Raw genomic sequence first — 14,867 nt, 5'->3', positions numbered from 1 at the left:
AAAGCCCCGACGCGGACGGATCGCAACAGGATCCGCGACAGACCCTAGGCTCTCCGGGGCCACCAGTTCCGCGCCGGCGGAGAAAGCGTCACGGAGTCGGTCTTCAACGCTTCGAGTCATCGCTCCTCCTGCAATTTCACGGCGAGCACCTTCAGCGCCCGGGATGCTGTCGATTTGACCGTTCCGCGGCTGACCCCCAGCACCTGGGCGATCTCTGCTTCCGACAGGTCGAGGTAAAAACGCAGCACTAACACCTCGCGCTGGCGTCGCGGCAGAGCACGGACGGCCAGGAAAACCTGTCGCCGGGTCTCCCCGAGCAACGCCGCCGCCTCTGCTGACCAGAAGGGGACCTCAGGTCGACCGCGGAAACGCCCGATGATCGCTCTGCGCCTCAGGATCATCCGGCACCCATTGACCACTGCTGTGCGCAGGTACGGCAGCACCTGCCCTCGGTCGGCCAGCTTGCTCCACCTGCGATACACCGCGGCGAACGCGTCCTGGACGACGTCCTCGGCAGTTCCCTGGTCACCCAACAGCAGGAATGCCAACCGCACAAGGGCGAGCCGGTGGACGACGAATAGCTCGGTCACGACCGTATCGGCCGATGCCTCGGCGCCCGGGGAACCGGGTGGAGCGTGGATGATCTCGGATTTCATGTCTTCTACATGCACAAGCCATCGAGGAGGTTGCGTCACGCCACCACCTTCTTCTCCGCCCGAGTTCGGCACTGCCCTGCTGCAGCACCCTTGAGGTGTCTTCGATCTATGAGAAGCGCGTGCGGATCAGGCTGCCCTGGCTGCCGCGCCTATCTCCCCCGTGTGGCCGGCATCAGCGTCTTCATAGCGGTGCTCGCCGCCACGCCGCCATCACTCGCATCAACACAGGCGCCGGCCTACGACGGCCGCTCCTGGCCGGGGCCGTCGCCACACTTTCCACCGGCACGCTCTGGCGCCTGATCGACGAAGGTGTGAGCGTTACCGAGGCCGCCCGCACGTTGAAGATCGGCCGACCCACCGCTTACGACCCCTCCGGCGCGGTGTCGCCTGACGCTGTCTTTCGACGCGCGAAGTCGCGCCGGACGGCGCCCGGGCTCGCTGGACGCGAGGGACTCGACCGTAAGCTGGGCCGCCATCGGTTACAACGCGCTCAGCCGACCCTGCCGCCACTGGCCGTACGGTTGCTGCTCAGCCCCGCTTCCTGTCGCGGCCGATGCCCCAGTCGCCCTCGGTTGCGGCAGGGCCCGGTGCCGCTGCCCCCTTTCCTGAATTTTCTTCGGCGCGGATGTCAAGACTGACGCTGTTGTTACGACTCTGCTGTGAGGCGCTCCCATCAGGGGAGCGGCCGATGGCAAGGAGTCGACATGGGAACGTTGGAGAAGAAGACGGCTCTGGTGACCGGCGGGTCGCGGGGGATCGGGCGAGCGATCGTGGTGAGGCTGGCTCGTGAGGGCGCGGCAGTGATGTTCAGCTTCAACCGCGACCAGGCGGCGGCTGAGGACGTGGTGGCTGAAGTGGCGGCCTTTGGCGGGCAGGCGATCGCGGTACGAGCGGACCAGGGGCGATTGGAGGACGTGAAGTACCTGTTCGGTGAGGTCGACCGGAGCCTGGCCGGTTTGGACGTGGTGGTCAACAACGCGGCGATCAATCCGATGGGGAACATCTGCGACGCCGCTGAGAGCGACTTCGACGAGGTGATGGCCGTCAACGCCAAGGGGCCGTTCTTCGTTATCCAAGCCGCTGTCGAAAGGCTCGGCGAGGGTGGGCGAATCATCAACATCTCCTCTGCCGGTGCGGTGCCGGGTCTGGCCTTGTACTTCGCCAGCAAGGCGGCGCTGGAGTCGATCACCGCGGTCGCCGCCCGCGAGTTCGGTCCCAGGGGCATCACGGTCAACAGCGTGTCCCCTGGTGCCACCGACACAGACATGATGCGCGCCGCAGCCGGGGAAAATCTGGAGCAGGCCATCGAGCACGTCGTGGCCCTGACGCCACTGCAACGGCTGGGACGCCCGGAGGACATCGCCAACGTCGTTGCCTTCCTGGCCGGGCCCGACTCGCAATGGATCACAGGTCAGAACCTGCGTGTCCCTGGTGGCCTGATGATCTGACCGGCGGTCGGCGGCGAGCCGGACGCATCATGGGGCCACTACGCCCTGAACAAGCCCTGCCGTCCGTCGATCCGTCGCCCCGCGGCGCGCATCGCGTCCACACCAGGCCGGCGGCAGGGCCAGACGCCAGATCGCGGCTGGTGAGCATGTCGAGCCGCGCTTGCGGTCACGGCGGCGCGAACCAGCGTCGGCCGACCCGCGCGATCATCCACCGCCGCCGTGTCGGCGCGCCTCCCGCAGCGAGCCCCGATGATTCGCGAACGGCCGTGTACACGAGTCGGGAAATCGATTACTTTCTTGGCAAGGAGGCTGTCATGAGAGCTGCTTTAGCGGGAGTGTTAGTCGCGGCCGGGCTGGCGGGGATCTCCTCGCCGGCCGCGGCCGCCACCTGCGACACCAAGATGATCTTCGAGGTGGGTGGCCACCTCGATCCGGACGCGAACGTCTACGACCGGACGAACGCCACCCTGCCCCCCGGCGTCGGCTTCACGAAGATCCACTATTCGGCGTCCATCGCCCCTTACCCGGGCGACCCTGTCTCGCTGGACGACTCGGTCGCCGAGGGCATCGCCACCCTCGACCGGGCGGTGCGGGCCTTCCACGCGACCTGCCCCGGCAGCCGCATCACGATCTCGGGCTACTCCCAGGGCGCGATCGTCGCGGGCGACGTGCTCCACGCCCTTTCCGGGTCCGGCGACATCCCGGACGACCTGATCAACGGCGTCCTGTACGGCGACCCGCGCAGAACCGGTGTCAACGGCGGGCCCGGCGGCATCGCGACCAACCTGCCCACCGTGGTGCCCGGCATCACCATGAAGGGCCCGCGCGGCTTCGGCGGCCTGCGGGTGAAGGAGATCTGCAACCAGAACGACGGCATCTGCCACTCCGAGAACCCGATCACCAACCTGCTGGGCTTCGCCAACGGCGTCGCCGGCTACTTCCTCGGCGACCACGCCTACGACATCGACCCCGACGCGGTGACCGGCTCCGGTGACGTCGTCATCGCCCAACTCCCGAGGGTTCCGTACGGTCCCCCGCTCCCGCTGCCGATCCCCACCCCGTACGAGCTGTTCAACGGCGATCACCGGCGGGCCACGGACGCCGTGGCCGGTTACCGGGCGGCGATCGGGCCCGTCCTTCCGCCGGCGGTCCGGGACCGCCTCCACGAGTTCCCCTGGTTGCCGGTCTCCTAGGAGTCGCTCATGCGTTCCGCGCGTCTCGTCCTGTCGGCGGTCGCCCTGCTGCTGGGGCTGTTACCCGCCATTCCCGCCCACGCGGCGCCGCTGTTCAAGGCGCCCTTCCCCTGCGGTCAGACCTGGACATACAGCCACCACTCCACCGAGGTGCGCCTCGCGCTCGACTTCGTCAGGTCGGACGGCAGCGCGACGGGCGGCACCCCGGTGCTGGCCTCGGCCTCGGGCACCGCCTACCGCTACTGGGAGGCCGGGGGTGCAGGCAACTACGTGGTGATCGATCACGGCGGTGGCTGGAAGACGTACTACTTCCACCTGGCCTCCTTCTCGGTGCCGCACGGCGCCTTCGTGTCGCAGGGCCAGCAGGTCGGCGTGACGGGCACGACCGGCGGCTCCAGCGGCCCGCACATCCACTACGAGCAGCTCTACAACGGGGCCGGGCAGACGATCGTGATCAACGGCCAGTCGCTGGCGCCCTACCCCCCGTACTACAACCAGCGCTACCTCACCAGCGACAACGGGTGCTCGGGCGGTGGCCGGTCCTGGGTGGACACGTTCGCCGACGCCACCGGCTACGCGGAGCCGAACACCGCCGACGCGCAGGGCGTGCTCAAGGCGGGCACCAACTACGTGTACTGCAAAGTCTGGGGCCAGGAGATCCGCGACGGCTCGGGCAACTACAACCACTGGTGGCTGAAGACCGACCTCGACATCGTGTACGCGGGCAAGAACGGCTGGGGCGCCCATGTGTCGGCCTACTACCTCAGCCGGTGGGGCAACGACGAGGCCAAGGACAACAACGGCGCCGTCATCCCCGACTGCTGACCGTGAGGAGCCGCTCGGCCATCCGGGTCAGCGGCTCCTCCAGCGCCACCAGGCCGTCGAGGTCGTCTGCCATGAGGTGCGCGGTGACGAGCTGGGCGACGGCGGCCACCAGGGTCACGCAGGCGAACGTGTCGTCGTCGGTCCGCGCCTCGAAGATGTCGCCGATCTCGGCGGCGAAGCGCCGCTGGATCGCCATGCGCCTGGCCACCGCCTCGGGACCGGCGGCGTAGACCTCGATGAGGAAGAACCGGGCGCGGGCCGGCTCGGCGGCCAGGGCACGCAGATACGTCCGCAGCAGCACGCGGAAGCGTTCGAGCGGCTGGAGCCGGGGATCGCGCGCGGCGTCGAGCAGCGCGGCCAGCAGGTCTATCGCCTCGTCGAGGCCCTGGACGAAGCAGACCTGTTTGGAGGCGAACTGCTGGTAGAACGTCTCCCGCGACACCCCGGCGCGGCGCACGATGTCGGTCACCGACGTGCCGGCGTAGCCGCGTTCGAGCATCGACTCGCGCATCGCCTTCAACATGCGGGCGCGCTGGGAGGACACGACCTCCTCGCGGGTCAGCTGATGCCGTCCGCTGGGCAGGGGCCGCAGGTCAGTCACGAACGCTCCGTTGCGCGCCGGGCGCGATGCGCAGGTCCCGATGAACGTCGCCAGCATCTCATAGCGGCCGACCAGCATCACCGCGATCCCGTGCCTCATCACTCAGAGGCCGGCAATCACGAACACTCCTGTACATGAATCTTCAGGTCCCCGTGGGAGCATGAGACGCGAACGCCGTCGTCGTCGCGGATGAGGGTCCCCCATCCCGTCGGAAGCAGCAGTGGCCACCGTCCGTGCCCGCGGGGCGTCACGGTGAGCCGCTGGGTGGCGGCGTCGTAGGTGGCGCCGGCCAGCGCGTCGAGCACCGACCAGCCGGCCATGGCGCGCACGTAGTGGTCGCCGCACTCGATCTCGTTGTACGGGTTGCGCCGCCGGCCGTCGTATCGGGCCCACACCCCGTCGAGGATCGCGCCGGCCTCCTCCTCCAGCCCCTCCCACAGGCAGTGGGCCGCGACCTGGTACTCGCTGCCGGTCCACACCTCGTCGCAGTAGCGGGTCGGCACCCGCGGCCTTCCGCCGCGCGGCCAGGTGCACATGAGCAGGCCGGTGTCGGCGCCGTCGGCGAACACCCGGTACGGGTGGCCGAAGCCGTCGAACCCGGTACGCAGGTTGTGCCTGACGACCGCGCGCAGCGCGCTCACCACGTGCTCGCGCGGCAGCACGTGGCCGAGGCCGAGCTGGTGCGCCCACCACTGGCCGATCAGTTGGTCGGCCAGGCAGCCCTCCAGCCACTGGAACTCGGCGGAGTCGCCCTCCTCCAGCACCTGCGCGTAGTACTCCCCGTTGAACAGCGCCTCGTCGTAGCGCGCGCCGCCCTTGGTGAACAGCTCGCGCAGCTCCGCCGCCATGGCGGGCTCCCCCATCAGGATCGCCATCTCCTCCGCGGCGCGCAGCGCCGCCAGCCAGAGCGTGCCCATGAACGGGTTGAGCCCGCACAGGTCGATGTCGTGGGTGGAAGGCTGGACGCCACGCAGCACACCGCTGCCGTCCGGGTCCCATTTCTCCCTGACATGGGCCAGCAGGCGCTTGACCTGCGGCCAGTACCGCTCCAGCCAGTCCGCGCCGTGCCGTACCTCTCTGTAGGTCTTGAGTATCGTGCCGAGCATGCCGTCGAGTGCGGGTTCGACCGGGCCGCCGATGGGCACCTCCCAGAGCTGGCGCAGGTAGGTGGGCGCGATCACCCGGTGCGGGAGGTAGCCCTCCGGTGCCTGCATGACGTCGAACTCGGTGGTGCGCATGCTCCTTTCGAGCGATGGGAAGAGCCTGGCCACCGCCTGCGCGTAGTTCCACACGTGGGTGCAGTTGAGCGGGCAGGAGCCGCCGACGTCGCCCGACCACATCACGGTCGAGGCCCCGAGGACTCCCTCGAAGCCGAAGAACGCGCCGTCGGCCGTGCGGAAGCAGGACGGGCTGCGTGGGATCGCCGCCTGCGCGGCCAGGTGCTCGACCGCGGTCGGGGACAGACTGCTGCCGGCCAGCGTGTCCACCCAGCTCAGCGACGTGTCACGCAGCCGCGCCCACTGCTCGCGCACGTGTCCTGCGACGTCGACGGCGTCGGCGAACCTGGTCGCGTAGGCGTTGCCCAGCCAGAACCTGGTCGGCCCCCACTGCGGGTTCGGCGGCCCGAACTGCACGAAGTTCGCGTAGCGATTGGGGAAATACCACGCCAGACAAATCCGGATATTTCGGGACTCGCCGGGTTGGAGGATCATCGGGGCGACCACGCCCCCGTTCCACGTCTGACCGGCCGGGCTGGGGCCGTACCCCTGCTGCGGCCCGCTGCCCTGGTAGTCCGCCGGCCACGGCGCGTGCCGCGCCTTCTCGGCGTCGGCGTAGACCGCGCGCCCGGCCAGGAAGGCGAGGAACTCGTCCGGATGCGTCCACTGCGGCAGCGCGGCGACATCCGCCGCGTCCACGGCCAGCACCGCCTGACCGGCGCCGGGCGCCGCCGGGTCGATCGCGGTGTTGTCCATGACCAGCGAGGTCCACCCGCGCTCGCGGCGCACCCGGTTGGTGTTGCCGCCGTAGCCGAGCGCGCGCACGCCGTCGACAGGGGTGGTGCCGTCGTGCCCGACCGGGTTCTGCACGGCCGCCGCCAGCCACACCTGCGCGGGAAGCGGCCCCGGGTTGGCGATCGTGAAGGTGAACAGCGCGGCGGGCAGCGAGCTGTCGTCCACGTCCAGCGGGATCAGCGGGTTGAACGCCTCCAGCCCGACCTCGACGGGCAGCCCGTGGTACTCCACGTGGGCGAAGGGGTAGAGCCCGCGGAAGGTCGTCCCGGCCGCCCCCCGATGCCTGCGCAGCAGCTCGCGCTGCCACTCCGGCACATGGTCGTCGTCGACCAGCGGCGTCGCCGGGGCGTCGACAGCCTGCGCCTGCAGGACGAACACCTCGTTCGCGGGCGGCTCCCACGTGCTCACCCGCAGGGCGAAGAAGGTGTACGGCAGGGCGCCGCGATGGTTGCCGACGTTCTGCAGCTGCCACTGCCGGAGCGCGCCGTCGGCGCAGATTGCCAGATTGCCGGTGCCGATCCCGCCCAGGGGCATGGCGACATGCCTGCCCTCGTCGTGGGGTATCGGCCGGGCGTTGCCGAGGTTGGCGTTCACTTGAGTCCCGAGATGCGCACGCCGCGGATGATGTGCCGCTGGAAGATCAGGAACAGGATGACGACGGGCAGGGCGGCCAGTGTGGATCCGGCCATGAGCAGGCCCTGCTCGCTGGTTCTCTCGGAGCGGAAGGTGGCCAGGTACTGCTGGATCGGGAACAGCTCAGGGTCGGTGATGGTGAGCACCGGCCAGACGTAGGAGTTCCAGAACAGCAGGAACGAGGTGGCGCCGACCACCACGAACGCGCCCTTGGACAGCGGGACGAAGATGTGGCGGAAGGTCCGCCACGGCCCCGCGCCGTCGAGCTGCGCCGCCTCCTCGAGGGCGGTCGGCACCGCCAGGAAGAACTGGCGCAGGAAGAAGACCTGGACGGCCGAGGCCGCGCCGGGGACCACCAGGACCGCCATGCTGTCCAGCATGCCCAGCTCGGTGACCACGATGAACGAGGTCAGCATGATCGCGATGCCGGGGATGAACATGGTGGTGATCACGATGGCCCAGATCGTCCGCTTGAACGCGAACTCCAGCCGGGCGAAGGCGTAGGCGCCGAGCGCGTTGACCACCAGGCTCAGCGCCGCGAACAGGGCGGCCCCGGCGAAGGTCACCCCGAGCGCGCGCACGAACGCCTCGTCGGCCAGCAGCCGGGCGTAGTTGTCCCAGTGCCACACCTCGGGGAAGAACTGGAACGGGGTGGCCACCACCTCGGTCTTGGCCTTGAAGCCTGCCACCGCCAGCCAGGCCAGGGGGAACAGCGCGGCGACGATGATCGCCACGGCCAGGCCGTACCGGGTGATCCAGCCGAGCGCGCCTCTCATGCGTCCATCGCCTTCTCTGATCTGACCAGCCGGAAGATGACCGCCGACACCGCGCCGAGCACGCCGAACAGCAGCAGCGCCGCGGCGATCGAGTAGCCGACGTACAGGTCGGTGTTGAAGTGCTGGAGGATGAACAGGTTCGGCAGGTTGGTGGAGTTCACCGGCCCGCCCTGTGTCATGAGCCACGGCAGGATGAGGAACTGCAGCGACGCGGCGAAGCCGGTGACCAGCAGGAACAGGATGACGTTCTTCATCAGCGGCAGCGTGATCCGCCACATCTTGGTCCACGGCCCCGCCCCGTCCAGCGAGGCGCACTCGTAGTACGCCTCCGGGATGTCGAGCAGGCCGGCCAGCATGATCAGGGACGCCACGCCCATGCCGATCCAGATCGCCGGGATCGCCACCGCCGGCAGCGCGGTGGCGGTGTCGCCGAGCCAGGGGATCGCCTCGATGCCGAAGAAGTCGAGGAACCAGTTCAGCAGGCCGCCGCGATGGGTGTAGATGAGCGCGAACACGATGGCGGCGATCACCTCGGAGATCACGGCCGGGACGTAGATCGTCACCTTCATGACGGCGGCCATCCGGCGGCTGACCGTCTTGACCAGGTTGGCGAAGACGAACGCGATCGTGACCTGGACGGGGACCACCATGGCGGAGAACAGCAGACCGCGCACCACCGAGTTGACGAACTCCTCGTCGGTGACCACGTTGATGTAGTTCGTCAGCCCGACGAACACCGCAGGGTCGTAGAAGCTCCAGGTGAAGAAGCTGATGTAGACCGCGTGAATCAGCGGCCAGATCACGAAGACCGCGAGAAGGACGAGCAGCGGCGCCAGCATGATGAACGCCGCCCTGCTCTCCCGCCTCGGGCGGGCGCGGACGCCGGCGCGGCGTTCCACGCGTGCGGCCCGCAGTGACGTGACAGCCACGGGCGCTCCTTTCTCCGCCGCCGGTCCTGTGCGGGACCGGCAGCGGGCTCACTCGTCAGGAACCCTGTCCGGCCAGGTTGTTCTTGGCGATCACGTCCTTGATCTCGGCGTCGGCCGCCTGGAGCGCCTGGTCGATGTCCTTGCCCTGCAGCGCCTTCTCGATGGCCTTGCCGAAGGCCAGGCTGATGGCCCAGTCGTAGGCGGGCTCCGGCTTGGCGTACTTCACGACCTGCTCCTCGATCGTCCGGGCCCAGGGGTTGTCCGCCGCGGCCGGGTCGTTCTTGATCGCGTCGGCCACGGCCGCCCGCGGCGAGTACTTGGAGAACTTGGTGTTCTTGAAGAACTCGACCAGCAGCGTGGGGTCGCCGGCCAGCAGCCAGGAGACGAAGTCGGCCGAGGCCTTGGCGTTCTTGGACTTGGCGTCGACGACCAGCGTCCAGCCGCCGAGCGTGGCGGTGGGCTTGGTGGTATCGCCGTCGAAGGAGGGCAGCGCGGCGGCGCCGATGTTGGCGACCAGCTTCGGGTAGTCCTGGAGCAACACGCTGGCCGCCCACGAACCGCAGACCATCATCGCGGTCTTGCCCTGGCCCAGCGGGTTGGCGTCGGCATAGGGCGCCAGCGGCTGCTTGGGCATGATCCCCTGCTGGTACAGCGTCTGGTAGACCTGCAGCAGTTGCTTGTACTTCGCGTCGGTCGCCTGCGGGGTGGACCAGTCGTCGCTGATCGGCAGGTGCCCGGCGGCGTTCCACTGCAGACCCCAGCTCGACCAGGCCATGTCGATCTGGTTGGCGGCGGTGACGACACCCGCGACGTCCTTGGTGGTCAGCTTCTTGCCGTAGTCGATGAGCTCCTGCCAGGTGGCCGGCGGCTTGTTCGGGTCGAGCCCTGCCTTGGCGAACAGGTCCTTGCGGTAGTAGAGCACCGCCGAGGGCTCGACCAGCATGGGGTAGCCGTACTTCTTGCCCTTGTGCTCCACCGAGCCGACCACCGACTCCTGCAGCCCGGCCCACTTGTCGGCCGGGATGAGCGGGTCGAGCGCCTGGATCTGACCGGTGCGGGCGAAGCCGGGCACCTTGCTGTAGTTGACGGTGTAGACGTCGGGCGCCTTGCCGGCGGCCTGGGCGGCCTTCATCTTCTGGTCCCACACGTCGGCCGGCACGATCACGTGCTTGAGCACGACCTTGTCCTGCGACTTGTTGAACGCGGCGACCGCCTTCTTGTACCAGGTGTCCTCCTGGTCGGTGAACTTCTGCTGCCACAGCGTGATCTCGGCCTTGCCGCCTGCCGCGCCCTGGCCCGTGCCGCCCGACCCGCAGCCGACGGCCAGTACCGCGGTGCCGGCCACGGCCGCGATCAGCCGGATGAGTTGTGTGCGCACGTCGTCTCCTTCGGTGACGTGGGGGGTGAGCCCTGTCGATGCGCCGCGGATCGAGGTACGGCTCGCAGAGCGACAGGTTGGAGGACACCCGGCCGCCGGTGTAGGAACGGCGCCGGGTGCGGGAAGCGCGCGGCCCGGGTGATCACAAGATGGGCAGCCGCGCGCTCACGGGTGGGAGCGTGAACGGCCGGTGCGGGAGTTCCTGGTACCAGTAGGCGACCGAGGACAGGTCGTCCTGGCGGCGGTTGGCGTGGCCGTGCTCGATGGTGACCTTGATCGAGGTGGTGAACGGCACCGGGTCCTCGATGTGGAAGCGGTACATCGAGATCTGTCCCGACCAGTTCTCGCCGCCCTGCAGGGTGAGCCCGTGGTAGGGGGCGTGGTAGGGCTGGCTGGGACACCACGCGGTGTTGAAGTAGTCCTCGGTCCCTGTGCCGTGCAGGCTCGGCGGGAACGCCTCGCCGTCGATGAAGATCATGTCGTCGCCCTCGCCGTACCAATTCCAGTCGGAGGTGCGGCGGAGGTTGGTGACGTTCAGGACGCAGCCGACGTAGTGGCCGCGGCCCTCGGCCTCGAGGATGACGTAGTTGCCGTCGCCGTCGAGGTTGGTCCCGCCGAACAGGTATTCGGCGTTGGACATCTGCCCCTGGTCGAGACCGTCAGCGGGGCATTCGCGCCGCCACTGGGCGTGGAAGCGGCCCAGCCCTTCACCGAGCTCGTCGAACTCGTCGTAGTCGATGTAGTAGTAGAACCAGAGCACCTCCTCCTCGCACTCGCTCGTCAGCTCGAACCTGGCCCGGCTGCCGAACGGCATGTGGAACCAGCAGTTGAAGGCCTTGCCGTCCTGCGGGCTCATCTGGAGCGGGGCCGAGACGAAGTTGGCGGTGCGGGCGTGGCCCATGCCGAAGAAGTCGCCCAGCGGCACGAGCACGCTGGGGTGCTCGTTATCGTCCCAGAAGACCCGCAGGACGAGCTTGCGGAGGAAGTCCCGGTCGTGGGTCTCGGGCGTTCCGGGATCGCGGGGCGCCACGGTCATCCAGATGTGGTTGATCGAGCCGGCGCCACGGATGTCGGCGAGGGTGACCGTCTCCCCCGGCGCGACCGTCACACGGTCGTCGTTGCCGCCCGAACGGTCCCAGCTCGACGCCCTCCTGCGGCGGTGCGAACGCAGGCGCGGAAGGTCGCGCAGGCTGCTGCCGTGCTGACCGTAGGTCACGGGTCCTCCTATGAGAAGCGAGATGATGACTGTTACGTCGACGAGTTCAGGTCCTGGTCAGGGCGAAGTCGTCCAGTTGGAGCCACATGTCGCCGTTGTCGGTCCAGATTCCGGCGAAGACCTCGACGGAGCTGCGGCTGCCGCTGTTGAAGGTGACGGTGAACTTCGTCCAGCCGCCGACGGCCCCGAAGTTGACCTCGGCGAACGGCGGGCCGCCCGGGTTGCGCACGCCGAAGAACCCGTTGTCGTTGTCGGGCGAGGTCCTGAGCCAGCCGCTCAGCGTGTAGGCCGTGTGCGGGGTGACGGGGACGGTCTGGTGCAGGTCGTGCCAGCCGCGGTCGTACCTGACGAAGCCGTTGCGATCCGCGGTGAAGGCCCAAGTCGCCTGGTCGATGCCGCCGTTGCCGTGCACCGCCCACGGCGCTGACACCGTGCCCGTGGTCTGGCGTTCGAAGCTCGGATCCCGGACGAGGTTCGGGTTGGTGATGCTTCCGTCGCGGTTCAGCGTGACGCGGATCAGATAGACGTTGTACGGCGTCCACTCCGACAGCGCCAGATACAGGTTCGGCCCCGACGACCAGGGATGCATGAAGCCGCCGTACAGGCCGGGGAAGTCGGCGAAGCCGGCCACCACCGCGGGGCCGCTCCACGGACCGGTGGGCGCGGGAGCGGTCCTCAGCACCACGTCGCTGCCCTTCAGATAGGTCATCAGCCACCTGCCGGTGAAGGCGTTGAACTGCACCGACAACTCAGACACGGGCGCCGCGACCACCGGGGTGGCCAGCGTGTCAGGGCCCGGCTGCCAGGCGCTTCCCGTCCAGTACCGGTAGGCGGCCTTGTCCAGCACGGCGGCCTCGGGGACCCTGGCCAGGTAGGCGGCGCCGTTGCGGCCGTTCGGCGTGCCGTACATGTAGACGAAGCCGTCACGCCGGACGAACGCCGCCATCTGGAAGTGGTTGTCACCGCCGAGGTTGTCCCATCGGGGGCCGCCGGTGACCCAGTTCTGGCCGTTGTCGTCGGAGTAGGCGATCGAGGAGTGGTTCGTGGTCCAGACTCCGGGCTCGCCCCAGTGCCGTACCGACATGTAGGCGAGGTACTGCCGCGTCCCCACCGACACGCCTGCCGTGGGGATCACGGTGATCTCGTCACCGTCGATCTTCTTGCTCGGGATGAGCTCCTTGGCGTGGCCGGGAGCGTCGGTGGCCGCGCTGCTGAACGACATGCCGTCGGCGAGGTTGCGGTCCGTGCTGCGCAGGAGCACCTGGCTGCGCCAGTCATCGCCGTTGGCGCCAGGAGGTTGCCAGGTGTCGCCGAACGTGTCGCCGAACGCGGCGAGGATCTCGCCGCTGCCGTTGTCCCACATGACGCCGAGATCGGTGGCCTTGATCTTCCAGTTCGTGTCGGTGGCGCTGACGGAGCCCGGCCCGGTCATCTTGCTCACCACGATGGCCGGTGAGTGGGCCGACGAAGCCTGGGCGGGTCCGGCCGACACCAGACCGGACAGCAGAACCATGACGATCGGGACGCGTAAGAGCTTCACCGCTCTTCCCCTCCTGGGACTGGCGCGGAGATTCCGCACAGGTGCACGTGCACGCCGAGCTCGGCGAAGGCCGCGGCCTTGGCCGCCAGCGCCCTGTCGGCGCTGTCCGCGTCGTGGGCGTAGGCCACGTTGAGGTGGTTGGCCCGGTGGCGGGCCATGAACTGGTTGCGGGTGACGCCGTGCAGCACCGCGTGCATGATCGGCCACTGCGGGGTGGTGGCGTCGAGCCTGCGCCTGGTCTCCTCCTCCGGCAGCTCCACCACGCTCGCCCGGCCGAGGTCGACGTGCAGCTCGCCGTCCATGATGAACACCCGCGACCAGACGATCTCGCCGGGCTTGGAGACGCCGCTCAGCGTGCCGCCGCCGAGGGGGAAGTACATCGGCGGCTGCCGCATGCTCCACGACTTGTCGTAACCGCCGTTGTGCGACGCCGGCACCGACCCCGAAATCTCCAGAACCCAGATGAACCGCCCCTCGTACTCCTCGCCCCACCGAATGTCGTGCAGCGTGGTGGCCGGGTCGAGGCCCATCGCGGTCCACACCCTGTTGGTGATCAGCGAGTCGACCGCGACCCCCTCGTCCACCTCGTTGAAGTGCGGCAGCGGACGGCCGGCGTAGAGCTCGCGGGAGCCGTCGCGGCTGCGCACCGGCGGGCGCTCGACGTTGTTGAGCAGCCCCTCCACCAGGTCGCTGGCCGGGACCACGTCCTTGAGGCCCTGCTGGTACTGGATGCCCACGGCGTCCAGGCCGAAGTCGTCGGCGATGCGCAGCGCCGCGACGTACATCTTGAACTGGCTGATCAGCTGCGACTCGGTCAGCTCGGTGGCCTCGTCGGCGCCGGTGTGGAAGGTCAGGCCCGCCTCGTCGAGCCACGCGCGCACCGCGAGCGCCTCGGCGTCGCCGACTCGGTGCATCTCGGCGACGAGCGCGCTCTGCGACAGCCGCTCCTTGTAGATGCCCAGCGGGTTGAGCAACTCGTCGTCGATGATGGCGTTGTACATCCCCATGCAGCCCTCGTCGAAGACGCCGATGATCGCCTTCTCCGTGGCGAGCCGGCGGGCGAGCGCCCGGCCCAGCTCGGACTCGGGGGTCGAGGGCAGTTCGCCGAGCCTGGTGACGTGGCTGGTGTCGTGGGTCAGCTCGCCGCTCTCCAGCCAGGTCTTGAGCCCGTGCCTGGCCCACTCGTCGGTGAAGTCCTCGCTCCACAGCACCGAGTACGGCCTGCCCGCCTTGGTCAGGCTGCCGGCCAGGTTCAGCAGGCCGACCAGGCCCGGCCACTGACCGCTCCAGTTGGCCACGATGAGGATCGGTCCGCGGTGGCTGCGCAGCCCGGCCAGCACGTGGTGGCTGTACTGCCAGACCGCCTCCACCACGATCAGCGGCGCGTCCGGCGGCAGGCCCTTGAACACCTCGATGCCGGCCCGCTGGCTGTCGATGAAGCCGTGTCCCTTGGCGGGATCGACGTCGTGGCCACGCCGGACCGACCAGCCCAGGTCGCGCAGCGTGGCCGCGAGATCGTTCTCCAGTTTCTCCTGCACCGGCCAGCAGGTCTGGTTGGCGCCCTGACGCAGGTCGCCGCTGGCTACGGTGTAGACGACGCCGGGCTCCGCCGCGGGCGGTTCGATGAGCTCGGGGAATCGGTACATGGGCTGCCCTTCAC

12 protein-coding genes are annotated in these 14,867 nt (G+C 68.9%); 3 read left to right on the top strand and 9 right to left on the bottom strand.

The genetic code is table 11. From position 1 onward, the window contains the following. Positions 1 to 116: 116 nt before the first annotated feature. Positions 117 to 656, bottom strand: a complete 540-nt coding sequence (locus ACFSKW_RS34860) for a SigE family RNA polymerase sigma factor (protein WP_379577156.1) — start codon at positions 654 to 656, stop codon at positions 117 to 119. A gap of 704 nt (positions 657 to 1,360) precedes the next feature. Here ACFSKW_RS34860 and ACFSKW_RS34855 point away from each other — a divergent pair. The 3 genes from ACFSKW_RS34855 (at position 1,361) to ACFSKW_RS34845 (ending at position 4,122) form a co-directional block, all read left to right on the top strand. Next, positions 1,361 to 2,104, top strand: coding sequence for an SDR family NAD(P)-dependent oxidoreductase (locus tag ACFSKW_RS34855; protein WP_379577154.1), 744 nt, complete (start codon positions 1,361 to 1,363; stop codon positions 2,102 to 2,104). Between the two features lie 314 nt (positions 2,105 to 2,418). Further along, a complete protein-coding gene (locus tag ACFSKW_RS34850) occupies positions 2,419 to 3,297 on the top strand; it encodes a cutinase family protein (protein ID WP_379577152.1) in 879 nt (292 codons plus the stop codon). A 9-nt stretch (positions 3,298 to 3,306) separates the two neighbouring features. Continuing rightward, positions 3,307 to 4,122 (top strand): M23 family metallopeptidase, encoded by an 816-nt coding sequence (locus ACFSKW_RS34845; RefSeq protein WP_379577150.1) that lies wholly within the window; start codon positions 3,307 to 3,309, stop codon positions 4,120 to 4,122. On the opposite strand, the gene ACFSKW_RS34840 is transcribed toward ACFSKW_RS34845, so the two are convergent. The 8 genes from ACFSKW_RS34840 to ACFSKW_RS34805 form a co-directional block, all read right to left on the bottom strand. Then, a complete protein-coding gene (locus tag ACFSKW_RS34840; protein WP_379577148.1) occupies positions 4,106 to 4,723 on the bottom strand; it encodes a TetR/AcrR family transcriptional regulator in 618 nt (205 codons plus the stop codon). The genes ACFSKW_RS34845 and ACFSKW_RS34840 overlap by 17 nt on opposite strands. A gap of 116 nt (positions 4,724 to 4,839) precedes the next feature. After that, positions 4,840 to 7,329 (bottom strand): GH116 family glycosyl-hydrolase, encoded by a 2,490-nt coding sequence (locus ACFSKW_RS34835; protein WP_379577146.1) that lies wholly within the window; start codon positions 7,327 to 7,329, stop codon positions 4,840 to 4,842. Further along, entirely contained in the window at positions 7,326 to 8,144 is an 819-nt protein-coding gene (locus ACFSKW_RS34830) for a carbohydrate ABC transporter permease (protein ID WP_379577144.1), read from the bottom strand. Before ACFSKW_RS34830 ends, ACFSKW_RS34835 begins: the two co-directional genes overlap by 4 nt. Then, entirely contained in the window at positions 8,141 to 9,073 is a 933-nt protein-coding gene (locus tag ACFSKW_RS34825) for a carbohydrate ABC transporter permease (protein ID WP_379577142.1), read from the bottom strand. The genes ACFSKW_RS34830 and ACFSKW_RS34825 overlap by 4 nt, the downstream gene beginning before the upstream one ends. 55 nt (positions 9,074 to 9,128) lie before the next feature. After that, a complete protein-coding gene (locus ACFSKW_RS34820; RefSeq protein ID WP_379577140.1) occupies positions 9,129 to 10,451 on the bottom strand; it encodes an extracellular solute-binding protein in 1,323 nt (440 codons plus the stop codon). A gap of 142 nt (positions 10,452 to 10,593) precedes the next feature. Further along, the gene (locus ACFSKW_RS34815; protein ID WP_379577138.1) at positions 10,594 to 11,667 is read right to left on the bottom strand and encodes a glycoside hydrolase family 172 protein; all 1,074 of its coding nucleotides are present in this window, start codon (positions 11,665 to 11,667) and stop codon (positions 10,594 to 10,596) included. A 46-nt stretch (positions 11,668 to 11,713) separates the two neighbouring features. Further along, positions 11,714 to 13,207, bottom strand: a complete 1,494-nt coding sequence (locus tag ACFSKW_RS34810; RefSeq protein WP_379577136.1) for a DUF4185 domain-containing protein — start codon at positions 13,205 to 13,207, stop codon at positions 11,714 to 11,716. Next, positions 13,204 to 14,853 (bottom strand): hypothetical protein, encoded by a 1,650-nt coding sequence (locus ACFSKW_RS34805; protein ID WP_379577134.1) that lies wholly within the window; start codon positions 14,851 to 14,853, stop codon positions 13,204 to 13,206. The genes ACFSKW_RS34810 and ACFSKW_RS34805 overlap by 4 nt, the downstream gene beginning before the upstream one ends. Positions 14,854 to 14,867: the final 14 nt, after the last annotated feature.

This window comes from Nonomuraea mangrovi (genome assembly GCF_042681425.1).
GTDB classification, from domain to species: Bacteria; Actinomycetota; Actinomycetes; order Streptosporangiales; family Streptosporangiaceae; genus Nonomuraea; species Nonomuraea mangrovi.
This window is presented reverse-complemented; position numbering and strand designations above follow the sequence as displayed.